This is a genomic window from Mycobacterium sp. RTGN6, from assembly GCF_033804605.1.
Lineage (GTDB): Bacteria > Actinomycetota > Actinomycetes > Mycobacteriales > Mycobacteriaceae > Mycobacterium.
This window is the reverse complement of the sequence record NZ_JAPZKZ010000009.1, coordinates 131577-158248: the sequence shown is the minus strand read 5'-3', so window position 1 is coordinate 158248 and position 26672 is coordinate 131577. Positions and strand designations below refer to the sequence as shown.

Sequence of the window (26672 nt, the reverse complement as noted above, 5' to 3'; positions counted from 1 at the left end):
CTCACTCCTACACGTCGAAAATCGTTGACACACAGCCGAATGCGCCGGTGCGTTGACGGACGCACCGCACCGGCGCACTGTCGGCCTTCGGGCTAGTTCAGTCCTTGTTGCCCGTGAGTTCCTTGGCACTCGCGACGAACGCAGACAAGTCACCCTTGGCATGGTCGTGCTTGCTCAAGGCCTGGATCGACACGTCATGACCCTCGGCGGACTTACGCAGCGCACCGATGGTGGCCTGCTCCTTCGGGATGTACTTGAACGGATCGAAGTGGTACCACCTCATCGCATTCTCGTAAGTCATCTTGTTGATATCGGCGTCCGGCACGTTGTACTTCTTGAGGACCGCGTCCAGTTCCTCGGGCGCATCCGGCCACATCGAGTCGCTGTGCGGGTAGTCCGCCTCCCAGCAGATGTTGTCGGTCCCGATCTGGTCGCGCAGCTCCACCCCGACCGGGTCGGAGATGAAACAGGTCAGGAAGTGATCCCGGAACACCTCGCTGGGCTTCTGCTTGCCGAAGTCCTGACCGGTCCACGTGGAGTGCATCTCGTAGGTGCGATCGGCGCGGTCGAGGAAGTACGGGATCCACCCGGTGCCACCCTCGGACAGCCCGATCTTCAAATCCTTGTACTTCTTGATCGGCTTGGACCACAACAGATCCGCCGCGGCCTGCACGATGTTCATCGGCTGCAACGTGATCATCACGTCCATCGGCGCATCCGGCGCGGTAATGGCAAGCCGGCCCGAGGACCCGATGTGCACGTTCAGCACGGTGTCGGTGTCGACGAGCGCCTCCCACAGCGGCGTCCAGTAGTCGTCGTGGAAGCTCGGATAGCCCATCGCGGATGGGTTCTCGCTGAACGTCAGTGAGTGCACGCCCCGCTTGGCGTTGCGCCGCACCTCCGTCGCACACGCCTCGGCGTCCCAGATCACCGGCAACGTCATCGGAATGAAGCGCGCCGGATAGGCCCCGCACCACTCCTCGACGTGCCAGTCGTTGTAGGCCTGCACCAACGCAAGCGAGAACTCGTGGTCCTCGGTGGCGAACAGCCGGCCCGCGAAACCCGGGAACGACGGGAAGCACATCGAACCCAGAATGCCGCCCGCGTTCATGTCCTTGACGCGCTCGTCGACCTTGTAGCACCCGGGGCGGATCTCGTCGAGCCCCTGAGGCTCGATGCCGTACTCCTCCTTCGGCCGACCCGCGACGGCGTTGAGCGCGACGTTCGGGATGACGATGTCGCGGAACTGCCAGGTGTCCGAACCATCCGGGTTGTGCACCAGCCGCGGCGCGTCGTCCAGGTACTTCTTCGGCAGGTGGTTCTTGAACATGTCAGGCGGTTCGACGATGTGGTCATCGACGCTGACCAGAATCATGTCGTCCTTGTTCACAGACGTTCCTTTCGTATCAACTCTTGACACCCTTGGGAACCAGCCTAGTTCCGACCATGTTCTCTACTTAGGGAAACTAGCCTCTCACCTTACGAGAATCAACGTCCAGAAGCCAGTCAAAGGCGCTTGAACCAGCATCTTTGATCATGGCGAGCGGGTACCGAGGCCCCGAACACGGCCTTCATCAGGACTCTTCCATTGACGATTCGCGCAAGAAGTGGAAATCTATTGGTCGAATATGAGAATATGATTCTCACAGCCGAGAGGCTCCGACGTTCCGAGAGTGAGGAAGCCGTGCGCGTAGCCCCGTTGCCCGCCGCAGAGTGGGATGACGCCGTCCTCGGCGCGCTGCGGCTGATGCCCGAGGAACGTAGGAATCCGACAGCTGCGGGTAACGCGATCGCGACGTTCGTGAACCACCCCGACCTGACGCGGTCCTACCTCGGCTTCAGCTTCTATCTACTGACGCGATCCACGCTGTCGCCGCGGCTGCGCGAACTGGCCGTGCTGCGGGTCGCCCACCTCGCGTCGTGCGCGTACGAGTGGAACGAACACACCGCGATCGGCAAGCAGGCGGGACTGTCCGAGGACGACATCGCCGCACTTCAGCGTGGCGAAGCCGCCGACGAGTTCGACCGCGTCGTGCTCACCGCGGTGGACGAGCTCGTCGAGCAGACCCGCATCTCAGACGCAACCTGGGCCGCGCTCGGCGAACGCATGAACAAGCGCGAGCTCATGGACTTCGTCTTCACCATCGGCGGCTATCACATGCTGGCGATGGCCCTCAATACGTTCGGCGTAGAACCCAAGAAGGAGAACTGAAAGTGGCCTTTTTCCCCAAACCCGATGAGGGCAGCTGGACCGAACACTGGCCCGAGCTCGGCACCGCTCCAGTCGACTACACGGATTCGGTCGACCCCGAGCAGTGGCTGCTCGAGCAGCAGGCGATCTTCAAGAAGACCTGGCTCCAGATGGGGCGGGTCGAGCTGATCCCCAAGAAGGGCAACTACGTCACGCGCGAGATGCCGTCGGTCGGACCGGGGGTGTCGATCATCATCGTCAACGACGGTGAGCAGATTCGCTCCTTCTACAACTTCTGCCGCCACCGCGGCAACAAGCTGGTGTGGGCCGATTACCCCGGCGAGGAGGTGTCGGGCACCTGCCGGCAGTTCACCTGCAAGTACCACGCGTGGCGCTACTCGCTCAAGGGTGATCTGACCTACATCCAGCAGGAGGGTGAGTTCTTCGACGTCGACAAGGCCGACTACGGGTTGGTACCGGTGCGCTGCGAGGTGTGGGAGGGCTTTATCTTCGTCAACTTCGATGACGACGCGGAGCCGCTGCGCGAGTACCTCGGCGACTTCGGGAAGGGCCTCGAGGGCTACCCCTACCACGAGATGACCGAGCACTACAGCTACCGCTCGGAGGTCAACGCCAACTGGAAGCTGTTCATCGACGCGTTCACGGAGTTCTATCACGCGCCGATCCTGCACATGAAGCAGGCAGAGAAGGAGGAGGCCGAGAAGTTGGCCAAGTTCGGCTTCGAGGCGCTGGCCTACGACATCAAGGGCGACCACTCCATGGTGTCGTCCTGGGGCGGCATGTCGCCGCCCAAGGACATCAACATGGTCAAGCCCATCGAGCAGATCCTGCACAGCGGGCTGTTCGGACCGTGGGACCGGCCGGACATCAAGGGCATCCTGCCCGACGAACTCCCGCCAGCCATCAACCCCGGCCGCCACAAGACCTGGGGCACCGACTCTTTCGAGTTCTTCCCCAACTTCACGCTGCTGTTCTGGGCGCCGGGCTGGTACCTCACCTACAACTACTGGCCCACCGCGGTGAACAAGCACATCTTCGAGGCCGACCTGTACTTCGTGCCGCCGAAGAACCTGCGCGAGCGGCTGTCGCAGGAACTGGCCGCGGTGACGTTCAAGGAGTACGCGTTCCAGGACGCCAACACGTTGGAGGCGACTCAGACGCAGATCGGCACCAGGGTCGTCAAGGACTTCCCGCTGTGTGATCAGGAGATCCTGCTGCGCCACCTGCACATGACCGCCCACCAGTACGTGGATCGGTACAAGGCCAACGGGTCTGCCAACGGAAAGCACGCCGCTGCCACGGATGAGAAGGATGCCGCGCATGTCTAAGTTGCCCGAGGAATTCGCCGACCTGGAGCCGTTCGCCGACTGGTGCCTGGCCACCGAGGAAGAGCGCTACTCGAAGCGCCTGAACTCTACGATGGCGGAGATGCAGGAGCTGTATGACGCCGGCATGGCCCGGCTCGAGGACATCATGGTCTACGTGGACGCCCGTTTCCCGCTCGAGGGGATGCCGGAGGACGCCAAGGCGCTGGTGCATCTGGGCCAGTCCATCGTCATGGTGAGCTTCCCGATCGAAGTGTGGAAGCAGCCCCGCGTGCTCGACAGCGGCGCCGCCTACATCCAACTCATCAAGGAGCCGGTGGTCTAACAGTGCTGACCCTCAAAGCAGCGGGTCTACTCGACGTCGACGCCGGCGAAATCGTCCGGCCAGGAATTCTGAAGATCGAAGACGACCGGATCGTCGGCATCGGTGGTTCGCCCGAAGGGGAGGTCATCGATCTCGGCGACTCGATCCTGCTGCCCGGCCTGATGGACATGGAGGTCAACCTGCTCATGGGCGGGCGCGGGGAAAACCCCGGCCTGTCTCAGGTGCAGGACGATCCGCCGACGAGGGTGCTGCGTGCCGTGGGCAACGCCCGCCGCACGCTGCGCGCGGGCTTCACGACCGTGCGCAACCTCGGACTGTTCGTCAAGACCGGTGGATACCTCTTGGACGTCGCGCTGGGCAAGGCGATCGACGCGGGCTGGATCGAAGGGCCGCGGATAGTCCCTGCGGGCCATGCCATTACGCCGACCGGCGGACATCTCGATCCCACCATGTTCGCCGCCTTCATGCCAGGCGTCCTCGAGCTCACGGTCGAGGAGGGCATCGCCAATGGGGTCGACGAGATCCGCAAGGCGGTGCGCTACCAGATCAAACATGGCGCACAGCTGATCAAGGTGTGCGTTTCGGGTGGCGTGATGTCGCTGACCGGAGAAGCTGGCGCACAACACTATTCGGACGAGGAGCTACGGGCGATCGTCGACGAGGCGCACCGGCGCGGGCTGCGGGTGGCCGCGCACACGCATGGCGCCGAGGCCGTCAAGCACGCCGTTGCGTGTGGCATCGACTGCATCGAGCACGGCTTCCTGATGGACGACGAGGCCATCCAGATGCTGGTCGACAATGATCGGTTCCTGGTCACCACCCGGCGACTCGCCGAGGCGATGGACGTGTCGCGCGCGCCGAAGGAGTTGCAGGACAAGGCCGCCGAGATGTTCCCGAAGGCCAAGACGTCCATCAAGGCCGCCTACGAGGCTGGCGTGAAGATCGCCGTCGGGACCGATGCACCCGCCATCCCGCACGGCAAGAACGCCGATGAACTGGTGACGCTGGTCGACTGGGGCATGCCGCCGGCGGCGGTGCTGCGTTCGGCGACCGTCGTGGCGGCCGAGCTCATCAACGTCACCGACCGCGGCCGATTGGACGTAGGGCAGGTGGCGGACGTCATCGCGGTGCCGGGCGATCCACTGGTGGACATCAGCGTTACACAGAGGGTTAACTTTGTAATGAAGGGCGGTAAGGTCTTCAAGAATGACACCCACACGAACTGACGATCTCGTCGAGATCCAGCAGCTCCTCGCGAAGTACGCGGTCACCATCACCCAGGGCGACGTCGATGGACTCGTCACGGTGTTCACCCCGGACGGTACGTACAGCGCGTTCGGGTCGACCTACACCCTGGCCCGCTTCCCCGAGCTCGTGGCGGCGGCGCCCAGCGGGCTGTTCATGACCGGCACGTCGCTCGTCGACCTCAGCGGTGACGATCCCGACAGCGCGACGGGCACGCAACCCCTGATCTTCGTCGAGCACTCCAAGCACGACATGCGCATCGGGTACTACAAGGACACCTACGTCCGCACCGCCGACGGCTGGCGGCTGAAGACGCGCGCGATGACGTTCATCCGGCGCAATGGTGACCACGACTCCGGTCGTCCGCACGCGATCGGGAGGCCCGAAGCGGGATGAGCACGTTCACCGACGTTCCGACCGTCGCAGAGTTCCGGTCGCAGTTGGTGGCGTGGCTCGACGAGCACGACCTGACCCCGCCGGCCGACGACCACTCGCTCGATGCGCATCACGCGCAGCACGCACGCGTACTCGGTGCGCTCTACGACGCGGGCTGGATGCGTTGGGGCTGGCCGGAATCCGCGGGCGGGCTCGGTGGACCGATGATCCTGCGTGCGATCGTCGGCGAGGAGGTCGTCGGACGCAGACTCGACGACCCCGGACCGTACTCGATGCTCGAGGTGCTCACCCCGACGATGATCGACTACGCCCGCCCGGAACTCGCCGCCGAAATGGTGCCGCTGTTGTTGTCCGGCAAGGAAACCTGGTGCCAGGGCTTCTCGGAGCCCGGCTCGGGCAGCGACCTGGCGTCGCTGACCACCCGCGCCGAACAACGTGGCGACACATGGGTCATCAACGGCCAGAAGGTGTGGACCAGCTTCGCCCAGTACGCGACGCGGTGCATTCTGCTCACCAGGACCGGGCCCGGCCATGCCGGCATCACCGCCTTCTTCGTCGACATCGACAGCCCTGGCATCGACGTGCGGCCGCTGCGCACGATGCACGGCGTCGACGAGTTCTGCGAGGTGTACTTCGACGACGTCGTCGTGCCCGCCGACCGCATGCTCGGAAACCCCGGCGACGGTTGGCAACTCGCGATGGACCTGCTGCCCTACGAACGCTCGACGTGCTTCTGGCAGCGCATCGCCTACCTGTACTCGCGATTCGACGCGCTGGTCAACGAGGCCAGGGACGCCGGCCAGGCCAGCCACAACGAGATGGACTCTGAGATGGGTGCGGCGTATCTGGCTCTGCACACGCTGCGTTGCCGATCGCGCGCCACGCAACTCCGATTGGCCGACGGTCAGAAGCTGGGTGCGGACACCTCGATCGACAAGGTCTTGCTCGCGAGCGCCGAGCAGCAGCTCTACGACACCGCACGCGACCTGCTGCCGGGAACCATCGAACTCGACGACACCGCCTGGCGCACCGAGTTCCTCTATTCGCGCGCGTCCACGATCTACGGCGGCACGGCTGAAGTGCAGCGCAACATCATTGCGCGGCGCCTGTTGGACCTCGGGAAGGAGTGACGATGACCGACCAATCAGAGGCAACGATGGACGCCGAGTCACTCGCGATGCTCGAGGACACCCTGCGCAAGACCATGCAGTCGACCTGCGGTGCCGAGCTCGACACAGCGCTGGCCGAGCTGGGCTGGGCCGAGATGCTGACCGACATGTCCGAGCTGGCGATACCGCTGGTGTTCCGGCTCCTTGGCGAAACGGGTTCGCACGCCTCGGTAGTCAACGACGTGGTGCTTCTGACCGCCGGCCGGGAGGAGGGCTCGACCCCCGCGCTGCCATACGCCGGCGGAGGCTGGGTGGTGTGGGACTACGCACGACAGGACGAGAGCTCGACCCTTGGCCGGCTACCGCTGTACCGCGTCGCGGAAGGCGGGCACCTACGACTGCCCGACGCCCGCCGCGCGGTGGCCTGGTGGCTGGTCGGTTCGGCCAGGGCGATGCTGACCCTGGCTCGCCAGCATGCGTTGGACCGGGTCCAGTTCGGCAAGCCGATCGCGTCATTCCAGGCGGTCCGCCACCGGCTGGCGGAGACGCTGGTGGCCATCGAGGGCGCCGAGGCGACGCTGACCCTGCCCGGTGATGACAACCCCGATCTGACCGCGCTGCTGGCCAAGGCCGCCGCGGGCAAGGCCGCGCTGACCGCGGCCAGGCACTGCCAGCAGGTGCTTGGCGGCATCGGCTTCACCGCCGAACACGAGCTGCACCACCACGTCGAACGAGCCCTGGTGCTCGACGGATTGCTCGGCAGCTCACGGGAACTCACCCGGAAGGCCGGAGCGGGACTTCGGGCCCGCGGGTCCGTGCCGCGCCTGGCGCAGCTCTGAATCCAGCTCGGACTGGGCCTGACTCAGCCGCTGGTGGCGAGTTCCCCGTTGACGCCAGCGGGATAGAAACCTCCGAACCGTGCCACCCCGGGGTTCACGTACAGCACGTTGAGCACCTGACCCGGGCTTCGCGCGAACACCATCGCGGCATCGTCCGCTGGAGCGAAGCTGATGGCCATGCCGATGTCGAAGCCCTCGTCGGCTCCCCCACTGAGCCGGCCGCGGGCCGCCGAGATGGAATCGGCCGATCGTTGCAGGCCCATGGTGAACAGTGCGGTCCTGACGAACCCAGCCTGGTAGGCCTCGACACCGAGGATGCCTGCGGCGGTGTCGACATACTCCCTGTTGGCGAGCGACGAGATGGCACCCCTGTACGCAGTTACCCCGACGTCCTCGATCACGTAGGCGCTCAACAAGAACGACTGATCATCGGCGAAAGCGTCGAAAGGTTCACCCGGTTGGGTGAGCCCGGCCGCCAACGTCAGAGCGGTGAAGCCCGTATCGAAGTCCATGGCAGGCCGTGCGACCACCGCCGGGCCGAGCGAGTCCCGGAGCAACTCAACGTGGCAACGCTCGTCGAAGGCGAACGCGTGCGCGAACGTCTCAAGAGTGGGGTCGCCAAACGTCATTGCTCGACCGCCGGTTATCGGACCGACAACACCGACCCCGCCGATGAGGTCGTCCGGAAGCCCCGTGCCGGTGGTCGCGCGCGAATAGAACTCGCTCTGAAGGTATTCGAGGTTCAGGAGGAAGTTCATTGTCGCGGCGTCGGAGCCGCCGGGCGCCGCCATGGCCTCGGAGCTTGCCGCCGCCGTCGCACCCAGACCGACGCCGGTCACACCTGCGGCGGCCAGGAAGCGGCGGCGATCCACGTCTGCAGCATAGCCACGGACCTAGGATCTGACGCGTGCCACCCGACGCGTCGAAGACCAAGGCCAAGCTGCTCGACAGCGCGGCCCGGGCATTCGCCAGTGACGGGGTGTTCAACGCGTCGCTGATCGACATCACGCGTCAGGCCGGTCAACGCAACCGGACCGCGCTCAGTTACCACTTCGGCTCGCGTGACGGCATTCTCTGCGCCGTCATCGACCGACACGCGGCGTTCCTGGCTCGCCGCGAAGGCGAACTACTCGACGTGGCCGCACGCACGCCCGACGACGAGCTCGAACCCGTGCTCGAGGCCATCGTGCGGCCCGCCGCGGAACTGGCCGACAGCGGCTGGAGAGGCCGCTGCTGCCTGCTGATCATCGCCGAACTGACCGGTGAGGACAGGGCCCAGTACAGCGCGGAGCTGCAGGACGTGCTTGCGCGCACGGGCGGGAACGAGGTGTTCGCACTACTCACCGAGCGGACCCCGTTGCTCACCGATGCCCTTCGCACCGAGCGCTTCTCGCTGTTGGTGATGTTCGTCTTGCGCGCCATCGCCGACCGCGCGCGGGTACTGGAACGGCGCGGCAAGCGGGGCCGTCCACAGCTCGACCACGAACCGTTCGTGCGCAACCTGGTGACGATGGCGGCGGCTGCAATGGCCTCGCCCGCCGATCGTTGACATAAGCACCCCTGCTTATTACAGTGACCGCTGCGCACATCGTTGCGCGCAGACCGGCAGGAGGCCGACGGGTGAAGGCTGTTCGCGTCGTACGCCATGGTGATCCGACGGAAGCGCTTGAAGTACAAGATGTTCCGCCCCCCGAGGTCGGCCCCGGCGAAGTGCGCATCGCCGTGTCCGCCGCGTCACTGAACTTCGGCGACATCGCCCGCTGCCGCGGCACCGTCGCAAGCGTCATGGGGCAGGTCCCCTTCACGCTCGGCATGGACGTCTGCGGCGTCGTCGACGAGGCGGGCGAGGGCGCCACCGAATGGGTTGGCCGCCGGGTGGTCGCGATGGCCAAGCAATCCCTCGGCGGGCTGGCCGAGTTCGCGATCGCGCCGGCAACGGGCACCTTCGACGCTCCCCCAGACTTGGACGACGCCTCGGCCGCAGCATTCACGCTGCCGTTTCACGTCGGTTACCTCGCACTGCATCGTCGCGCCAGGCTGATCCCGGGCGAGACCCTGCTGGTCGTCGGCGGGGCGAGCGCGGTCGGCACGGCCGTCATCCAACTCGGAGTCGCCGCGGGCGCCAACGTCATCGCAATCGCAGGCGGTCCCGAAAAGGGGCGGCTATGTGAAGAACTCGGCGCGTCGGCCATCGATCACACCGCCGCCGACCTCTTCGACGAAGTGAACGCCCGCACCGATGGACGCGGCGCCGACGTGGCCGTCGACCTCGTCGGCGGTGAGCAGACCGAAACCATCTGGACGTGCATGGCGCGCGAAGGGCGTTACGTGCCCGTTGGCTTCAACGACGACCCACAGTCGGGGCTGACCGGCCGTCCGCTTCGCAAGGTGTCGATGGGCAACATCTCGGTGCTCGGCGTGATCCTCGGATACGGCGAACTGCCCGTCGACTTCCGCAGGTTCGGGCTCAACATGTTCCCCGCGGAGGTCGGTCGCGAAGTCCACGACGCACTGCTCGAACTCGTGGCCTCCGGCGCCATCCGCCCCGTAATCGGCCGCCAGATCACGATGGATCAGGTCGGCGAAGCTCTGCACGCCCACGAACAGCGGCAGACAACGGGCCGCACCGTCGTGACGATCGCGCGCGGGTAACACCGCCGATGCCCGACTTGAACGCCGACGAATTGATGGCGGCCGCAGTCGAACTCGCGGGTTGCGACGACTTCGGGCCCGACGACTTCGTCGAGGGACTCACCGTCCTGTGCGCCTCGGTCGACGCGCAGGCGCAGCTCAACGACATCGGCCGTTTTGCGTTGGAGCAGAACGTGATCGGCGGGCTGGCTAACCGGCTGCGGGTCTACGACTGGGTGTGCCAGAATCCCGCGATCAACGCCGAGCGCATCGAGGCGCCGCTGGTGGTCATCGGCATGTTCCGTGCGGGGACGACGTTCCTGAGCCAGTTGCTCGACCAGGATCCCGGTAATCGGGCGCTGTTGCGTTGGGAGGCCGCCGACAGCGTGCCGCCGCCGTCGGCCGAGACGTACCGGGCCGGCCCACGGGTCGACGCCGCCAACGACGCCATCGGCATGCTCGAGTCGCTGAATCCGCGGATGAGGATCGTCCATCACGAGGACGCCGAGGGACCCACCGAGTGCATCACCCTGCTCGGTCAGGACTTCAAGAGTCTCACCTGGGAGGCGATGGCCAACGTGCCCGGTTACGGCGAATGGCTGCTCGGGGCCGACTACCGCTCGGCGTACGAGTACCACCGCACGGTGCTGCAGGTGCTGCAGAGCGGCGGCAGGCGCGGCGCGTGGACCCTGAAGAGCCCCAACCACGCCATCGCGCTGGAGGCCTTGACCGCCGTGTATCCGGATGCCCGACTGGTGCTCCTGCACCGCGATCCCACCGTGCTCTGCGCGTCGGCGTGCAGTCTCATCTCCACGCTCACCGGCACCTTCAGCGACGCCGACCACACCGCCTACATCGCCGAACACTGGACGGGGTTGCTCGCGGAGTTCGTCGATCGCATCGAGGCCTTCCGGCTGGCGCATCCCGAGCATCGGATCATCGACGTGCAGTACGCGGATCTCGTCGGCGACCCACTGCGCACTGTCGAGACCATCTACGGCGCGTGCCACCGGGAGTTCGACGACCGGGCGCGTGCGGCCATCTCGGCATGCGTCGACGCCAACCCCAAGGGGCGCTTCGGCACCCACGGGTACCGGCTCGAGGACTACGGGCTACGGGCCGACGAGCTCCGCGACCGATTCGCGGACTACGTCGCCCGCTACGACATCCCGGCCGAGGTGAGCACCGTCTGACGGGTGCCATCGTGTGGTTTGGGCGCGGTTACCCACTGAGTGCGGGTACGCGCGCCGAAATCGCTGTCCAACGTAAGCTCGATTAGGCTACTGAGACGCGGACTTTCCAGGTAAGGCTGTTATAAAGCCACGAACGAGAATACTATTCTCGCCATGAGAAAGTTACAATCTCAGACACGGCGGCCGCGAGGGGGTCTAGGAGCACAATGCCCAGGCATTCTCCGGTACAGTTCATCCATGTTCTTCCAGCACGGCCCGCATCCGAGGAGCCGGTGACCAGCGCGAGCGAAGAGCCCGCCTGGAAGCAGCGCGCGGTCGAACGCTCGATCAAGACCGCCAAGCTTCGCGCTGCTCAGCGCGTGCAGCGGTTCCTCGACGCCGCCCAGGCCATCATCATCGAAAAGGGCACCACCGACTTCACGGTCCAAGAGGTCGTCGACCGTTCGCGGCAGTCGCTGCGCAGCTTCTACCTGCAGTTCGACGGCAAGCACGAGCTGTTGTTGGCACTGTTCGAGGACGCGCTCAGCCGATCCGCCGATCAGATCCGCGCCGCGACGGCCAGTCAGTCCGATCCGCTGGAGCGGGTGAAGGTCGCCATTTCGCTGCTCTTCGAGTCGTCGCGCCCTGACCCCACCGCGAAGCGGCCGCTCTTCACGGATTTCGCGCCGCGCCTGCTGGTCTCGCATCCATCCGAGGTCAAGATCGCGCACGCGCCGCTGGTCGCACTGCTCACCGAGCTGATGGAGCAGGCCTCCGAGGCCGGCGTGTTGCGCGCGGGAATCAACCCGAAGCGCATGGCGGCCATGACCATGCAGACGGTGATGTTCGTCGCACAGTCCAGTGGCTCCGACGATGCCACCGTCAAACCGATTTCGGCCGACGAGGTGTGGGAGTTCTGCGCCCATGGATTCGCCGCCGAATAGCCTGAGAATTACATTCTCAGGGCGGTAGAACTTCGCTTACACTGAGCGCGTGTCCGAGCTCTGGTCCGACCTGCTCGGGTGCTTGGACATCGGCGACTCGCGGTCGGGGAACCACTTCACCGGCCGAAATCAACGGCTTCAATACCACCGGGTGTTCGGCGGCCAGCTGCTCGCCCAGTTCATTCGGGCGGCCACTTCGGTGTGTCCGGAGAAGACGGTCAAGTCGCTTCACGCGCTGTTTCCCCGCGAAGGCCGTGCCGACGAGCCCGTCGAGTACGACGTGACGCTGCACCACGAGGGGCGCTCCTTCGCCACGCTGTCGATGACCGCCTCACAGAGCAAGGGCCCGATCGGCACGGCGTCGGTCTCGATGCACGTCGCCGAGGACGGACCCGCGCTGCAGAGCAGCGCGCCTGTCGGCGTCCCACTCGGGCCCGACGACGTCGTCGGTCTCGACCTCATCCCGTGGGAGACCCGGTCGATCGTCGATCTGAACGCGACCACCACCGGGCCTGCCGAGTGCGAGGTCTGGATGAAGACGCCGGCGGTCGATCCCGAGCTCGCGCAAGCGCTGGCCGCGTACGCCACCGACCTCACCCTCATCGGTACCGCGGTGCGGCCCATGGAGGGACTCAGCCAGACCGGCAACGGCACGCAGTTCACCTCGGCGGTGACGGGCCACACCATCTGGTTCCATCGGCCGTTCACCACCGACCAGTGGCTGCTGCTGCGCCAGCACAGCCCGATACTGGCTCACGGTCGCTGCTTCGGCCGGGGCGACCTGCTCACCGCCGACGGCACCCTTGTCGCGTCGTACGCGCAGGAGGCGCTACTCCGCATCGCGAACTGACCTGAAGCGTCGTGGAATCCGCTTCTAAGCGGACAGTACAAACGCCCCGGTCACCCTGCGGTCGTTGACACAATGGCACCTGAGTGTCAGGCTGCTGAGCAAGTGCACAGCAACATTGCGAAACGAGGAGCAACAGTGGGTCGCGTAGAAGGCAAGGTCGCATTCGTCAGCGGAGCGGCGCGTGGTCAAGGTCGCGCACACGCGGTGCGCCTCGCCCAGGAGGGCGCCGACATCATCGCGGTCGACATCTGCAAGCAGATCGACAGCGTTCGGATTCCGCTGTCGACGCCTGAGGATCTGGCCGAGACCGCCGACCTGGTCAAGAATCTCGACCGCCGTATCTACACCGCCGAGGTCGACGTCCGCGACTACGACGCGCTCAAGGCCGCCGTCGACGCGGGCGTGGAGCAGTTCGGCAGACTCGACATCATCGTTGCCAACGCTGGCATCGGCAACGGCGGCCAGACGCTGGACAAGACCAGCGAGGGCGACTGGACCGACATGATCGACACCAACCTGGGCGGGGTCTGGAAGACCGTCAAGGCGGGCGTCCCTCACATCCTCGCGGGCGGCAGGGGCGGATCGATCATCCTGACCAGCTCCGTCGGCGGGTTGAAGGCCTACCCGCACACTGGCCACTACGTCGCCGCCAAGCACGGCGTCATCGGGCTGATGCGCACGTTCGCCGTCGAGCTCGGCGCGCAGAACATCCGGGTCAACTCGGTGTGTCCCACCAACGTGAACACCCCGCTGTTCATGAACGAGGGCACCATGAAGTTGTTCCGCCCCGATCTGGAGAACCCGGGTCCCGACGACATGAAGGTGGTCGGCCAGCTGATGCACACGCTGCCGATCGGCTGGGTCGAGCCCGAGGACGTCGCGAACGCCGTGCTGTTCCTGGCCTCCGACGAGGCCCGCTACATCACCGGGGTCGCGCTTCCGGTCGACGGCGGCAGCTGCCTGAAGTAACTGCGGCCCGCCCGGCGGGCTGCCACACTCGACCTCATGAGCGACGACGAGGTCCTCCGATCCGACGCGAGCCCTGGCTGAGTCATGGAATCACGTTCGCTGGCAATCGGATTCGGGGAACTGTCCGCCACCCTGAGCACGCTGGTGCGCGCCGGAGTGCTCGCTCCGCTGCGACCCGACAAGTACCTTCGGATGATCGCGGCGGCACGCGGCAGCAGCTCGGTGACCCTTGGCTTCGCCATCGCCGCGCAGCGGTGTCCGGACCGGCCTGGTCTCGTCGACGAAATCGGCAGCCTGACGTGGAAGCAGCTCGACGAGCGGGCCGATGCCCTTGCGGCGGGGCTGCAGGCGCTACCCGTGACATCCTCCGAGTCGCTGCGCTCCTGCCCGCCGGTGCCGCCGCGCAACATCGGGATCATGTGCCGCAACCACCGGGGGTTCGTGACGACGCTGACCGCCGCGGACCGGCTCGGCGTCGACGTGCTGCTGCTCGACAGCTCGTTCGCGGGCCCGGCGCTGGCCGAGGTCGTTGCCCGCGAGCAGGTCGACGTGGTCGTGTACGACGAGGAGTTCACCGACGTCGTCGACCGCGCCCTTGCCGAGCGACCCGACACTACCCGCGTGCTCGGCTGGACGGAATCATCCGTCCCCAGTGACCAACTCACCACCGATGCGCTGATCGCGGCGCATACCGGTCGACGCCCCACACGCGCCCACCGCAAGGGCAAGTTCGTGCTGCTCACGGCGGGCACCACCGGCACGCCGAAGGGCGCCAGGTCGACGTCCGGCGGCGGGGCGGCCGAGCTCAAGGGAATCCTTGACCGCATCCCTTGGCGCGCCGAGGAAGTCACCGTGATCGCCGCCCCGATGTTCCACGCGTGGGGCTATTCGCAGCTGAGCTTCGCCGCGTTCATGGCGACCACGATCGTGACCCGTCGACAATTCGACCCGGAGGCCACCCTGGAGCTCGTCGACCGGCATCGGGCCACCGGGTTGGTGGTCGTCCCCGTCATGTTCGACCGGATCATGGCGCTGCCCGACGCGACCAGGCGCCGGTACCCCTGTCGGGCACTGCGTTTCGTCACCGCGTCCGGCTCGGGGATGCGGCCGGACGTCGTGACGGCGTTCATGGACGAGTTCGGCGACGTGGTCTACAACAACTACAACACGACCGAGGCGGGGTTGATCGCCACTGCCACTCCGGCCGATCTCCGCGCGGCGCCGGACACCGCGGGCCGGCCAGCAGCCGGCACCGAGGTGCGCATCCTCGACGCGGACCGCCGTGAGGTTCCGGTCGGCGAGGTTGGCCAGATCTTCGTCCGCAGCGCAACGCTGTTCGACGGCTTCACGGCGACGGGCGACATGGGCCGACTCGACACGGCCGGCCGGCTGTTCGTGGTGGGCCGCGACGACGAGCAGTCGAGTCGCAGCGACGATTGACACGAATTAGGGCTGCTTGAGGTCGGTGGTGGCGGCCCAACAAGCCAGGCCCCCAATATGTTGGTGATGTATGCTCCATCTAAACATTACCAACATGAGGAGGCTGTCGTGTCGGTGACACAGATCGACCTCGACGACGAAGCGCTGGCCGAGATCATGCGGATCGCCGGGGTACACACCAAGAAGGAAGCCGTGAACCTCGCGATGCGCGATTACGTCGAGCGGTTCCGGCGCATCGAGGCGCTGGCCCGGTCCCGCGAGCAGGCGAAGGGCTGGGACTACGAGGGCTGGCTCGCCGCGCGGGCCGACGAGAAGGCCGTCGGGACTTGATCCACCTGCTGGTGGATTCCTCCGCGGTCTGGCGGCTCCAACGACAACCGGAGCTCACCGAGGCCTGGAACTCCTCGCTTCTCAGCGGCGCCGTCGGATCGTGCGAACCACAACGAGCCGAGTTCCGCCGATCGGCGCGGAATGCGGACGAGTTCGATCAGATGAACGAGATGTTTCGTGACGTCTACCCCGATGTGCCAGTGCCGAAATCCGTGTGGCGGTGGATGGATGCGGCGCAGCACCGGCTCGCTGGCGCTGGTGCGGTGCGTGCCTTGTCGGTTGTCGATCTGCTGATCTGCGGCACAGCCGCAGCCAGAGGCCTAGTAGTCCTCCATGACGACGCCGACTACGAACTCGCACAGCGCCACCTTCCCGACGTCAGAGCGCGGCGCGTCCTCAGCGCCGACCAGTAGCGCTTCCTCCAGGTCGGCGGCATTTGGGCCTCCGTAGGTGTTCGAGCCGTCGACGGGTTGCTGTCCGCGATTTCGGCGTGATCGCTGGTTCTGGCCCAACGGCGCGCGTACAACTAGAGGTAGTGCCCTGCGATCGGGAGCCCACGATGACCGTCACAACCACAGCACGCACGCCCGCCGCCGAACACGTCGCCGTGCGTTGCGTCGACTCCGACGTCCACCCCACCCCACGAAGCGGGGAGTTGAGCCAGTACATCCCCGAGCCTTGGCGCAGCAAGTACTTCGGCACCCATCCGTACGGGGACCTGATCTACTACGACGCACCCGACTACGCACACTCCTACGCCATGCGCGCCGACACCTTCCCCGCCGACGGCCAGTTCCCTGGCAGCGACCCGGACCTGGCCTTCAGGCAGCTGATCATGGAGGCCGGCTCCGACATCGCGATCCTCGAACCGGGCGCCTATCCCGCACGCCTGGCCGAGGCGGACCAAGCGATGAGTCAGGCGCTCAACGATTGGCAGGCCAACCACTGGCTCGACAGTCACAACAACTGGCACCAACGCTGGCGCGGTTCCATCTGCGTGTCCATCGAAGCGCCCGACGCGGCCGCCGCGGAGATCGAGAAGTGGGCCGGGCACCCCTACATGGCACAGATCCTCATCAAGGCGGAGCGACGGCCGTCGTGGGGCGACCCCGTGTACAACCCGGTCTGGGCGGCCGCCACGAAACACGACATCACGGTCAGCTGCCACCTCTCGCGCAGCCACTTCGAGGAACTGCCCATCCCGCCGGTCGGGTTGCCCAGCTACAACCACGACTTCATGACCACCTACTCGCTTTTGGCGGCCAATCAGGTGATGAGCCTGATCTTCGACGGGGTCTTCGACCGCTTCCCCACGCTGCGGATCGTCTTCGTCGAGCACGCCTTCACCTGGATCCTGCCGCTGATGTGGCGCATGGACGCCATCTACGCCAAGCGCAAGTCGTGGATGGACATCAAGCGCAAGCCCAGCGAGTACGTAAAGGACCACATCAAGTTCACCACCCAGCCCCTGGACTACCCGGAGGACAAGACCGAGCTGATGCGGGCCTTCGAGTGGATGGAGTGCGAGAAGATCCTGCTGTTCTCCTCGGATTACCCGCACTGGACGTTCGACGACCCGCGCTGGCTGGTCAAGCACCTACCCGAGCACGCCCGCGAAACCATCATGTTCCGCAACGGGATCGAGACCTACAAGCTGCCCGACACCGTCCCCGCGCTCGAAGGTCAGGTCAGAGTCTTCTAACGGGCGGCCTTGCGTCGGCCACCCAGCGCGGGCGCAGTGCCGATCACGCCGTCCGCCTCGAGCGCGGCGAGCTCGTCGTCGGTCACGCCAAGCGCGCCAAGCACTTCGCTATTGTGCTCGCCGAGCAGTGGCGCTGGCTCCCGGTGAAAGGTCGACGGTCCACTGGCCAACCGGACGGGCAGCGTGCTGTGCGGCGCGGCGATGTTCACGGGGTGGCCGACGTGCTCGAAGAAGCGTCGCTCGCGCAGCGGCGCTAGTTCGGTCTGTCGGTGCGGCTGCATCACCTTGGCCACGGGAACACCTGCGGGCCAGAGTATTTCGACGATCTCGTCACCGGTGCGCTGAGCACACCACTGCGCGAGCCGCTCATCGATCAAGTCGTGCGCCGCCCGCCGCCCGTCGACACGCGCGAGCCGCTCGTCGCGTGCCCAGTCCGGCCCGCCGATGCCGTCGCGCAGCGCGACCCACTGCGCGTCGGTCGCCACCGCGATCGCCACCCAGCAGTCGGGCCTGCCGAACTCGTCGACGCCCGCGCACTGGTAGACGTTCTGCGGTGCCGCAGTGGGCCCACGGTTTCCGTTGCGCTGCAGCAGGGTTCCGTAGGCGGAGTACTCGATCACCTGCTCCGCGGCGATGTTGAGTGCCGCGTCGACCATGGCCGCTTCGACGAGCACACCGTGGCCGGTCTGCCGCCGATGCTCGAGCGCAAGGAGCAGCGCGTTGAGCGCGTGGACGCCGGCGTTGGGGTCACCTACCGAATAGGGCTCGTAGGGGCTGCGGTCGGGATAGCCCGTCAGCCAACTCAATCCGGACGCGTCCTCGATGATGTAGGCGAACGCCGGATTGTCCTTCCACGGCCCGTCGAGACCGAAGCCCGGCATGCGCACCATGACGATGTCGTCGCGCAGCCCCCGCACGGTGTCGAAGTCCAACCCCAACTGGTCGATGACGCGCGGCGTGAAGTTCTCGACCACGACGTCGCACGTCGCGATCAGCGCGCGCAGTAGTTCGCGGCCGCGCTCGGTCTGGAAGTCGAGCGTCACGCTCTTCTTGTTGGTGTTGAGTGCCGAGAAGATCGGTGAGCGCTCCCACCACAGATCCTCGGTGGCGGGGATGCCCGCGATGAGCCGGGTGCCGTCCGGGCGCGGTGTGGACTCCAAGTGGATCAGTTCGGCGCCGAGCATCGCCAGCGCGTGGGTGCACGACGGTCCCGCCCAGAAGGTCGTCATGTCGAGCACGCGAAGCCCGCTGAACGGCAACCGATCTCGGCCAGCCGGATTGACGGGCGCCGGCTTGGGCGGACCGGCGCGCACGATCGCGGTGTGCTCGCCGAGTCGGGGGGCGGGTGTCGGGGCGCGCAGCGTGACGCCGCTCAGCCGGTACGGGTGGTTGGGCTGGACGAACCCGTCGCGCGGATTGCGGACGAACGCCCCCCGCTCGACGAAGTGATCCATGGCAGTCACGTTCTCGCCGTTGCCCACTGGCGAGTTCGGGATCCGGAACGCCGATGCGAGCTCGCGGACGTCGTCGACCTTCTGGTCGCGCAGCCACTCGTAGAGCTCCTCGGCGTGGAGGTTTGCCTGCTCGGTGATGGTGAGTTCTGTACCCTCGTCGATCCATTCGTCGTGGCCCGACATCGCGCAGAGGTCGTGCCACTGCTGGGCAGTGCCGCATCCGAGCGCCACCAGACCGTCCTGCGCCTGAGCCACGCCCGGCACCGTTGGCTTGCGCTCGGTGCGCCACGGGCGGTCCAGCGTCTCGAAGTACGTCACGGGATAATACGTGAGACAAAGGATTTGGCATTCCAGCATCGACAGGTCGATGAGTTCCCCATGCCCGTCGCGAAGGGCCCTGGCGCGGAACGCCAACGTCATGGCGGCCGCATACGCACCAGACACCCAGTCCCCCACCTGGCCGCCGACGTGCACCGGCGCGCGGTCCTGCGTGCCGCGCCCGATGCCGATGGCACCGCCGGACCACGCTTGAAGCGTGAACTCGGTCGCAGGTCGGTCGTGCCACGAACCCTCGAGGCCGAACGGCGTGATGGCGGTGACGATGAGCTGCGGGTGCCGACGGTGAAGCTCGTCAGGTGCCATTGTGGCGAGTTCGGCGACGGCCGAGCCACGCGACCAGACGACCGCGTCGGCCGACGCCAACAGCCGCTCGAGCGACTCGACGTCCGCCGCAACGGTGGGGTCGACGACGACACTGCGCTTCGAGCACGCCAGGAAGGCGAAGAGCGCGCCATCGTCGTCCGGTTCGATCGGCGCGCCCGACGCCGACCAGCGGCGCAGCGGATCACCGTCCGGTGCTTCGACTTTGACGACGTCCGCGCCGCCGTCGGCAAGGAGCTTCGTGGCGTACGCCCCGGCGATCCCACTCGAAAGATCGATGACGACGTACCCGTCGAGCGGATGCTCGGTCACCAGCTAGTCCTTCTTCGCCCGGTTCTTCTTGCTGAGCCTGAAGTCGGGAGGGAACTTGTCGTCGTTGGCGTTCACCGCAGCGGCCAGGCCGCTGCCGATGGCTTCGTGCATGTCCAGGTCGTGGTCGTCGTCGTTGGTCACGCCGCTGCCCATCGACTCGAAGAACGCCGACAACAGGCTGCCCATGTACTCGCCCTGGTGCTGCTTGTACACCTCGAAGAAGAGCTTCTGCATGTAGACGGTGTCGACCGGTCGGTTGCGTGCGCACGCCAAGGCGTACTTCTGGGTCTCGGCTTCGAGTTCGTCGCGGGACACCACCTTGTTGAGGAAGTTGCACTTCTCCATGTCCTCGGCGGTGAAGGGCCTTCCGGTGAAGACCATCTCCTGGAACTTGCGCAACCCCATCATCTGAACCCAGGTCCACATGCGCGGACCCCAGCCGTAGTAGCGGAACGACGGGTGGCCGAACAGCGCGTCGTCGGACGAGATCACCAGATCGGCGTCGGCGCACTGGTAGAAGTGCCAGCCGTAGCAGTACCCCTTGGCTTCGACGATGCTGATCTTCTTGAGCTCCTGCAGTGGCCGGTTGCCTGCCTGCACGTTGGCGTACCACCCGCTGATCGTCGCGCCGTTGCGGAACGACCCCTTCGGCGGATACTCGACGCCCATGCCCTCGACCTTGAGCTCCCGCAGCCGAAGCTCCGGATCGTCGTTGCCCTCCATGAACTCTGGAAGGTCGGCCCCGCTGCCGAGGTTGTCTCCGACGCCGCGGATCACGACCACCTTGACGTCGTTGTCGACGCTGGATGCGCGAATCAGGTCCGCGTAGCGCAACCGTGCGTCCGACGTCGGCGCGTTGAGGAAGTCGGGCCGATCGAACGTAATCGTCGCGATCTTGGTCTTCGGGTCCTTCTCGTAGCGGATGATCTCCTCGGCCGACGGCCGCTTCTTCGGCTTCTTCGACATACCCGCGCTCTCAGTTGGTTCCGACGGCAGCGCTGCCGTGGAACGGGGTCACGCTCTTCGTCAACACCTCGGGTCCGTCGTCGGTGATCAGCACGGCGTCGCGGCTGAACACCGCGCCGACGCCGGGCTCCCACACGTACGCCGTGACGGCCAACACCATGCCTGGGTCGAGCACCTCCCCTGCGGACGTCTGCGGCAGGTCCGGGGATATCACCGGCGGGTCGAAGCCAAGCCCGAGCCCGTGCGCCACCGGCATCGGTGGCAGCGACTCGCCCGCGGCCTCGTACGCGGTGAACAGGTCAGTTGCGGGCGCGCCCGGCCGGCACGCGTCAACGAGCCGCTCCCACAGGTCATTCGAGCGTCGGTACAGCGCGTCGGCTCCGCTGACCTCACCCACGGGCCAGGTGCGAGCGACCTCGCCCACGTAGCCGTCGGCAAGCGCGCCAGAGGCGAACGCCACCAAATCGCCGTCCTGAACTCGGACGTCACGCCGTCCCACCCGCCACGAATGCTCGCGGGAGGTCACCCAGGCTCCGTCCTGAGTGGCGGAAGTGCTGACGCCGCCTGCGGCCATCGCCTCCAGCATCACGCCGGTCAGCGCTTGCTCCGTGGTACCCAGCGCGAGCTCGGAAACCGCTGCGGCCAGCCCGATCTCGGCGACGGTGAGCGCACCGCGGAGCACGCGGATCTCTTCAGCGGTCTTGGTGCGCCTCGCCGCCCGCATCGCGACCTCGCCGTCGACGAGCTCCGCATTGGGGAAGGCGATCGGCAGCAGTTGGTCGAATGAGGGTGACATGGCGTCGGTTCCGACGCGTCGAGCCGTCGAGGCGCCCGCGATCTGCTTGAGCACGTCGATGTTCGTCATCGGGTTCCACGCCAGTCCGTAGAGGTGGTCGTGCCCGATCTCCTCGGGGATGCCCTCGTCCCAGCTGCTGTTGAGGTGGATCTCCCCGCTGGCCCGCACCAGCACACAGATCGGTGCAAACGGACGCGTGCCCGCCACCCATAGCTGCGGAGCCCCGGTGACGTACCGGACGTTGGCCTGGCGGCCGAGCACGAGGATGTCGAGGTCTGCTGCCTCCATCTGCGCGAGCGCACGCTCACGTCGGCCGGTGCGCAGTGCAAGGTCGTCGGGCAGGATCTGTTCAACCATTACGACGCTCCATACGGTGAGTAGGGGTAGTCGGTGATGGACTGATGACCGTCCTCGGTGATGACCACGATCTCCTCGCTGCGATATCCGCCGGTGCCGTCCTCCCAGACGACCGGCTCGAGTACGAGCACCATGCCCGCCGGGAAGACGAAGTTGTCGTCGAACTCCTGGCCCAGATCGGTTCCGATCATGGGCATTTCGGCCGCGTTGGTGCCGATGCCGTGGCCCAGGTAGAAGTGCGGCAGCCACGGCTTCTTGCCGCCGTTGGCCGCGATGGCCGCGCGGGCAAGGTCACCGCAGGATGCGCCCGCCTTCGTCACCGCCAGCACCGCGTCGAGGATGTCGCGCCACTTGGCGAACTGCGCCTGCTGCCGGGGCGACGGTTCCTCGCCGACCACCCAGGTCCGCCCGAAGTCCGAGCAGTACCCCTCGTAGGTGATGCTGACGTCGGTCCACAGCACGTCGCCCTTGGCGAGTTCCTTCTCCGTCGTCAACAGCGGCAGCGCCAGATCGCCGGTGGTGGTCCAGACCCCGCCGCTGTCCCTGGTGGTGGGCATTACCTGCCAGATGGCCTCGAGCATGTTGGCCGTGGCGCCAAGCTCGAATGCCCGCCGCACGAATGCGGCCGACAGGTCGATCTGCCGCACGCCCGACGCGAGCGACTTCTGCACGTCGGTGACCGCCTGCTCGGTGATGCGACACGCCTTGCGGATGCACGCGATCTGGTCGACGGTCTTGACCAGCTTGGCCGGGCCGACCACCAACGCCGCGTCCGACGGCGGGCCCGCGGGGAACAGTCGGCCCGCCGCCCGCCGCATCGCTCCGGTCAGTTCGTCGACCGCGACGGTCCCGCCCGACGGCACCAGGCCGGACAGCACCTTCGCGAAATGCTCGACACCCTCGTCGAACTCGAGATAGAGCGGACCGTGGACGTGGTCGTCGGGAAGCTCCGACTCGAAGGCGCTGCCTTCGCGGAACGGCATGAACAGGTGCGGGTGCTCGTCGTCGGCGAGCACGATCGCCACCGGGCGTTCCACGTGGGAAAGGCCCGCGTCGAGCAGCGGCCAACTCGCGCCGGTCGCGTAGACGACGTTGCCGTTGCCGAGCAGGACGACTGCGTCGACGCCCTTCTCCTTCATGGAGGCTCGCAGCCGGGCCCCACATTCGCGGTACATCCTGGTCCGGTCCGGGAGGTCGGGGATGTCGAGCAGCGACGACCCCGCTGCGAATGTCGCGGTCACGAGATACCCAGGAACTTCTTGATGTTGGTGCTGACGATCTTGACCGCGTCCTCGGGTCCGACCGCCTCGACGACGGACGCCAGCGACTTCTCGGAGTAGCCGAAGGTGCTCTCGTTGTGCGGGTAGTCCGAGGACCACATCACCCTGTCGACGCCGATCTGGTCGATGAGCCGAAGGCCCAGCGGATCCACCATGAACGACGCACTCATGTGGTTGTCCCAGTAGTAGCGGACATCGTGCTCCAACTGGTGGTTGAACATGTGCCGGTAGGACGCAAACAGGTGTTCGGCGTCCTGCAGCGCCGTTGGTACCCAAGCGATTCCGCCCTCGAACCAGCCGATCCGCAACTTCGGGTGCCGGTCGAGGATGCCGGAGAAGACGTACTTGGCGAACTGTTCGCGGAACGAGTCGACGTTGATCATCATGCCGACGACGACGCTGTTGTTCTCGCAGGGCGTCTTCGGCGGCGTCTCGCCGATGTGGTGGGTGACCGGCAGACCGGCCTCCTCGATCTCGTCCCACACCGCATCCATCGACGCGCTGCCGTAGTCGTAGATGTTGCCCTCGTCGTCCTTGCCGGGGTTCAGCGGCAGCAGGAACGTCTTGAGCCCGAGCGACTTCAACTCCGCCAACGTGCTCCGGGCGCCCTTGGCGTCCCACCAGTTGATCAGTCCGACGCCGTAGAAGTGGCCGTTGCTGCGCTCCTGCAGCTCGGCCATGTATTCGTTGTAGATGCGGAACACCCGTTCGCGCAGGGCCTTGTCCGGGTAGTGGAAGAGGGCCAGGACCGCGTTGGGGAAGGCCAGCTCCCGCTGGACGCCATCCTCGGCGAGCTCGCGAATGCGGGCCTCGATGTTGTTGGTGGCGGCCCCAGCGAGGTCGTCGTACTGCATGAGTACGCGGCCGAAGTCACCCGCCACGAAGGACCGGCCGTTCACCCCGACCATGTAGGCGCCGTCCTCGTACCAGATTCGGGGCGCCTGCCCCTTGAGGTCGTCGGGGAAGCGTTCGAAGAAGATGTCGTCGGCGACGGAGATGTGGTTGTCGGCCGAGAACACCTCGGTTCCTGCCGGAAGTCCAACGACGGTGCCTTGGGCGTGCCCTTGGCGGTCCTTGGGCGCGCCCCACCCTTCGGGGGGATACGCAAGTGCGCCTTGGGCTTTGGTTGGGGTTGACATCTGTGGCACTCCAATCGGGCTGTGGTGCAGGACTGTAGGTCTGGTGGTGACTACCAAGTCACCGGAAGTTCGTAGACGCCGTAGGCGAGCCGGTCGTGTTTGAACGGGACTTCGTCGAACGGGATCGCCAGTTTCAAGGTCGGGATACGGCGCAGCAGCGTCTGGAACACGATCTGAAGTTCGGCGCGGGCGAGCTGTTGCCCGACACACTGATGGCGGCCGTAGCCGAAGCCGAGTTCCTGGCCCGCATCCCTGGTGAAGTCCAGCTTGTCGGGATTTGGGTACGCAGCGGGGTCCCAGTTGGCGGGTGCCAGGTCGATGATGATGCCCTCGCCGGCGCGGATGGTCTCGCCACCGATCTCGATGTCCTCGGTAGCGACACGGCGCTGCCCGTTCTGGATGATCGACAGGTAGCGCATCAGTTCCTCGGCGGCGTTCGCAATGAACTTCGGATCGTCCGAATCACGGAGCAGTGCAGCCTGTTCGGGGTTTTCGAGCAGGGCCAGCACGCCGATGCCGATCATGTTCGCCGTGGTTTCGTGGCCGGCGATCAGCAATCCGGTACCCAGCTGCGCAGCTTCCTTCACGCTGATCTCGCCAGCGGTGACCCGCTCGGCGAGATCGGAGACCGCGTCCTCGGCCGGGTTGGCCTGCTTCTTTTCGACTAGGTCGATGAGGTACTGGTGCAGGCTCATCGCGCCCTTTTGCATGGCATCCGCGGCCGCGAAGCGAGCCAGCCCAGCGTTGGCGTGCTCCTGGAAGAACTCGTGGTCCTCGTAGGGGACGCCGAGCATGTCACTGATCACCTTGGTGGGGACCGGCAGTGCGAGCTTGGCGATGATGTCGGCAGGCTGCGGGCCGGCCAGGATCGCGTCGATGCTCTCGTCGGTCACCTCCTGGATGGTCGTGCGCAAGCCCTCAACGCGCTTGAACGTGAACGGCTTCGAGAGCATCCGCCGGAACCGCGTGTGCTCCTCGGCGTCGGAGGTAAACACCGAGCGCGGTCGCTTCTCGACCGTGGAAAGCATGTGCTCGTTCCAGTGTGGGAAACCCTCTATCCGGTCGTCGACGCTGACACGCGAGTCGGCAAAGAGCGCCCGTGCCACTTCGTGACCCGTGATCAGCCACGGCGTGCTGCCATTCCAGATCCGCACCCGCGAAAGCGGCTTGGACTGGCCCATCTCGAGCATCTGCAGTGGCGGGGAGAACGGGCAGCGCGGGGACCGCTCCATCGGGTACTCGGGTACGTCGGCCGAAACCTTCTCGGCGGCAAGCGTTTCTGACATCAGTACTCCGTCATTCTTCGAGGTGGATCGCCAGGGCGGGGCACGCGGCCGCGGCCTTGCGGGTGTTTTCGGCGTACTCGGGACCGGGTTCGGCGTTCAACAGCACGACGACGCCGTCGTCGTCGTTCTGGTCGAACACGTCGGCGGCGTTCATCACGCACATTCCGGACGACACGCACTTGTCCTGGTTGACGGTCACCTTCACTGCGCGCCACCGTGGCCGCGGGTGGTCACCGGCGCCAGCCACATGCCAACGATCGCGTCGATCAGGCCGGTACCCGCGGCCTGCCACGACGTGCGGGACGCCACGCCGGCCCCCTTGGCGAGCGCGCGCTCGCGGTCCGCACAGCTGTGCATCAGCAGGTTGCGGGCCATGATGTTGCGGTCGAACCGGACGTCGAGCGGCAGGTCGGGCAGGCATCGGTTGATGCCGTCGACGACCTGGACGAGCGACGGAGAACTGAGCGCGTCCTTGACCACGAAGCCGTGGTAAGCCGGGTCGGTCATGGCTTGGGCGGCGAAGCGCGCGTACCAGGTGGGATTGCCGAGATCGGCGAGGTGGTCGGTCAGTGGGCGCACCAGGCAGGACACCCACCCGCGCATGTCGGTGTCGGCGTCGGTGTCGGCGACCAGCCGCTCGCGGTGCTCCTCGATCGGCGCGCGGTGGCGTTCCTCGATGGCCCGGACGAGGTCGGTCTTGGTGCCGAAGTGGTAGCCGACGGCGGCGTTGTTCCCTTGTCCCGCAGCCTCACTGACCTGCCGGTTGGACACGGCATAGACGCCGTGCTCGGCGTAGAGCCGTTCGGCGGCGGTCAGGATGGCCTCGCGCGTGGTGCTGGCGCGTTCGGTACGCAATGGCCGGGCTGCGGTCACGGGTACAGTCAACGCCGTGCGGCCAATTAAGTCAAGCGATTGATTTAAATGGCGGTGTCG

24 protein-coding genes and 3 pseudogenes are annotated in these 26672 nt (G+C 66.2%); 17 read left to right on the top strand and 10 right to left on the bottom strand.

Translation table 11 applies throughout. The features are described from left to right. Positions 1-97 precede the first annotated feature (97 nt). The gene (locus SLQ33_RS22360; RefSeq protein ID WP_319456070.1) at positions 98-1390 is read right to left on the bottom strand and encodes an amidohydrolase family protein; all 1293 of its coding nucleotides are present in this window, start codon (positions 1388-1390) and stop codon (positions 98-100) included. 294 nt (positions 1391-1684) lie between these two features. On the opposite strand from SLQ33_RS22360, the gene SLQ33_RS22355 reads away from it, so the two are divergent. Genes SLQ33_RS22355 through SLQ33_RS22325 form a run of 7 tightly spaced genes read left to right on the top strand, consistent with a single transcriptional unit; the run spans position 1685 to position 7451 of the window. Then, positions 1685-2212 carry a carboxymuconolactone decarboxylase family protein gene (locus SLQ33_RS22355; RefSeq protein ID WP_319456069.1) on the top strand — a complete coding sequence of 176 codons (528 nt, stop codon included), beginning with the start codon at positions 1685-1687 and terminating at the stop codon, positions 2210-2212. A 2-nt stretch (positions 2213-2214) separates the two neighbouring features. Next, positions 2215-3540 carry an aromatic ring-hydroxylating dioxygenase subunit alpha gene (locus tag SLQ33_RS22350; RefSeq protein WP_319456068.1) on the top strand — a complete coding sequence of 442 codons (1326 nt, stop codon included), beginning with the start codon at positions 2215-2217 and terminating at the stop codon, positions 3538-3540. Then, positions 3533-3862, top strand: a complete 330-nt coding sequence (locus tag SLQ33_RS22345; RefSeq protein WP_319456067.1) for a hypothetical protein — start codon at positions 3533-3535, stop codon at positions 3860-3862. The genes SLQ33_RS22350 and SLQ33_RS22345 overlap by 8 nt, the downstream gene beginning before the upstream one ends. Positions 3863-3864: 2 nt before the next feature. After that, complete coding sequence (locus SLQ33_RS22340) at positions 3865-5088, top strand: metal-dependent hydrolase family protein (protein WP_319456066.1); 1224 nt, start codon at positions 3865-3867, stop codon at positions 5086-5088. Then, on the top strand, positions 5069-5503 hold the full coding sequence (locus SLQ33_RS22335) for a nuclear transport factor 2 family protein (protein WP_319456065.1): 435 nt from the start codon (positions 5069-5071) through the stop codon (positions 5501-5503). The genes SLQ33_RS22340 and SLQ33_RS22335 overlap by 20 nt, the downstream gene beginning before the upstream one ends. Continuing rightward, positions 5500-6633 (top strand): acyl-CoA dehydrogenase family protein, encoded by a 1134-nt coding sequence (locus tag SLQ33_RS22330; protein WP_319456064.1) that lies wholly within the window; start codon positions 5500-5502, stop codon positions 6631-6633. The genes SLQ33_RS22335 and SLQ33_RS22330 overlap by 4 nt, the downstream gene beginning before the upstream one ends. Positions 6634-6635: 2 nt before the next feature. Continuing rightward, positions 6636-7451, top strand: a complete 816-nt coding sequence (locus SLQ33_RS22325) for an acyl-CoA dehydrogenase family protein (protein WP_319456063.1) — start codon at positions 6636-6638, stop codon at positions 7449-7451. Positions 7452-7474: 23 nt separating this feature from the next. Here the strand turns inward: SLQ33_RS22325 and SLQ33_RS22320 are convergent, their stop codons facing one another. Next, positions 7475-8323 (bottom strand): ferritin-like domain-containing protein, encoded by an 849-nt coding sequence (locus SLQ33_RS22320; RefSeq protein ID WP_319456062.1) that lies wholly within the window; start codon positions 8321-8323, stop codon positions 7475-7477. Between the two features lie 35 nt (positions 8324-8358). On the opposite strand from SLQ33_RS22320, the gene SLQ33_RS22315 reads away from it, so the two are divergent. From SLQ33_RS22315 to SLQ33_RS22270, 10 genes and pseudogenes are all read left to right on the top strand, one after another. Further along, positions 8359-9000, top strand: coding sequence for a TetR family transcriptional regulator (locus tag SLQ33_RS22315; protein ID WP_319456061.1), 642 nt, complete (start codon positions 8359-8361; stop codon positions 8998-9000). Between the two features lie 71 nt (positions 9001-9071). After that, positions 9072-10103, top strand: a complete 1032-nt coding sequence (locus tag SLQ33_RS22310; RefSeq protein WP_319456060.1) for an NADPH:quinone oxidoreductase family protein — start codon at positions 9072-9074, stop codon at positions 10101-10103. Between the two features lie 8 nt (positions 10104-10111). Continuing rightward, positions 10112-11275, top strand: a complete 1164-nt coding sequence (locus SLQ33_RS22305; RefSeq protein ID WP_319456059.1) for a sulfotransferase — start codon at positions 10112-10114, stop codon at positions 11273-11275. 206 nt (positions 11276-11481) lie between these two features. After that, a complete protein-coding gene (locus SLQ33_RS22300) occupies positions 11482-12198 on the top strand; it encodes a TetR/AcrR family transcriptional regulator (RefSeq protein ID WP_319456058.1) in 717 nt (238 codons plus the stop codon). A 49-nt stretch (positions 12199-12247) separates the two neighbouring features. Beyond that, on the top strand, positions 12248-13048 hold the full coding sequence (locus tag SLQ33_RS22295; protein WP_319456057.1) for an acyl-CoA thioesterase: 801 nt from the start codon (positions 12248-12250) through the stop codon (positions 13046-13048). Positions 13049-13120: 72 nt separating this feature from the next. Further along, positions 13121-14017, top strand: a complete 897-nt coding sequence (locus SLQ33_RS22290) for a mycofactocin-coupled SDR family oxidoreductase (RefSeq protein WP_413467698.1) — start codon at positions 13121-13123, stop codon at positions 14015-14017. An 84-nt stretch (positions 14018-14101) separates the two neighbouring features. Beyond that, positions 14102-15433 (top strand): annotated as a pseudogene (locus SLQ33_RS22285) (AMP-binding protein); the annotation flags it as partial. A 132-nt stretch (positions 15434-15565) separates the two neighbouring features. Next, positions 15566-15718 (top strand): annotated as a pseudogene (locus tag SLQ33_RS22280) (type II toxin-antitoxin system VapB family antitoxin); the annotation flags it as partial. A gap of 97 nt (positions 15719-15815) precedes the next feature. Beyond that, positions 15816-16200: pseudogene (locus tag SLQ33_RS22275) on the top strand (VapC toxin family PIN domain ribonuclease). A gap of 146 nt (positions 16201-16346) precedes the next feature. Further along, positions 16347-17489 (top strand): amidohydrolase family protein, encoded by a 1143-nt coding sequence (locus tag SLQ33_RS22270; protein WP_319456055.1) that lies wholly within the window; start codon positions 16347-16349, stop codon positions 17487-17489. Here the strand turns inward: SLQ33_RS22270 and SLQ33_RS22265 are convergent. From SLQ33_RS22265 to SLQ33_RS22230, 8 genes are all read right to left on the bottom strand, one after another. Beyond that, positions 17486-19915, bottom strand: coding sequence for a CaiB/BaiF CoA transferase family protein (locus tag SLQ33_RS22265; RefSeq protein ID WP_413467697.1), 2430 nt, complete (start codon positions 19913-19915; stop codon positions 17486-17488). The two genes, SLQ33_RS22270 and SLQ33_RS22265, sit on opposite strands and share 4 nt — an antisense overlap. 3 nt (positions 19916-19918) lie before the next feature. Then, positions 19919-20881, bottom strand: a complete 963-nt coding sequence (locus SLQ33_RS22260) for an enoyl-CoA hydratase/isomerase family protein (RefSeq protein ID WP_319456054.1) — start codon at positions 20879-20881, stop codon at positions 19919-19921. Between the two features lie 10 nt (positions 20882-20891). Next, positions 20892-22034 (bottom strand): M24 family metallopeptidase, encoded by a 1143-nt coding sequence (locus SLQ33_RS22255; RefSeq protein WP_319456053.1) that lies wholly within the window; start codon positions 22032-22034, stop codon positions 20892-20894. Then, the gene (locus tag SLQ33_RS22250; RefSeq protein WP_413467705.1) at positions 22034-23209 is read right to left on the bottom strand and encodes a M24 family metallopeptidase; all 1176 of its coding nucleotides are present in this window, start codon (positions 23207-23209) and stop codon (positions 22034-22036) included. Before SLQ33_RS22250 ends, SLQ33_RS22255 begins: the two co-directional genes overlap by 1 nt. Positions 23210-23271: 62 nt before the next feature. Next, entirely contained in the window at positions 23272-24453 is a 1182-nt protein-coding gene (locus SLQ33_RS22245; RefSeq protein ID WP_319456051.1) for an amidohydrolase family protein, read from the bottom strand. A gap of 50 nt (positions 24454-24503) precedes the next feature. Continuing rightward, a complete protein-coding gene (locus SLQ33_RS22240; protein ID WP_319456050.1) occupies positions 24504-25739 on the bottom strand; it encodes a cytochrome P450 in 1236 nt (411 codons plus the stop codon). A 10-nt stretch (positions 25740-25749) separates the two neighbouring features. Next, positions 25750-25944: a ferredoxin gene (locus tag SLQ33_RS22235; RefSeq protein ID WP_319456049.1), complete on the bottom strand. Its 195-nt coding sequence runs from the start codon at positions 25942-25944 to the stop codon at positions 25750-25752. Beyond that, the gene (locus SLQ33_RS22230; protein WP_319456048.1) at positions 25941-26612 is read right to left on the bottom strand and encodes a TetR/AcrR family transcriptional regulator; all 672 of its coding nucleotides are present in this window, start codon (positions 26610-26612) and stop codon (positions 25941-25943) included. Before SLQ33_RS22230 ends, SLQ33_RS22235 begins: the two co-directional genes overlap by 4 nt. Between the last annotated feature and the right edge of the window lie 60 nt (positions 26613-26672).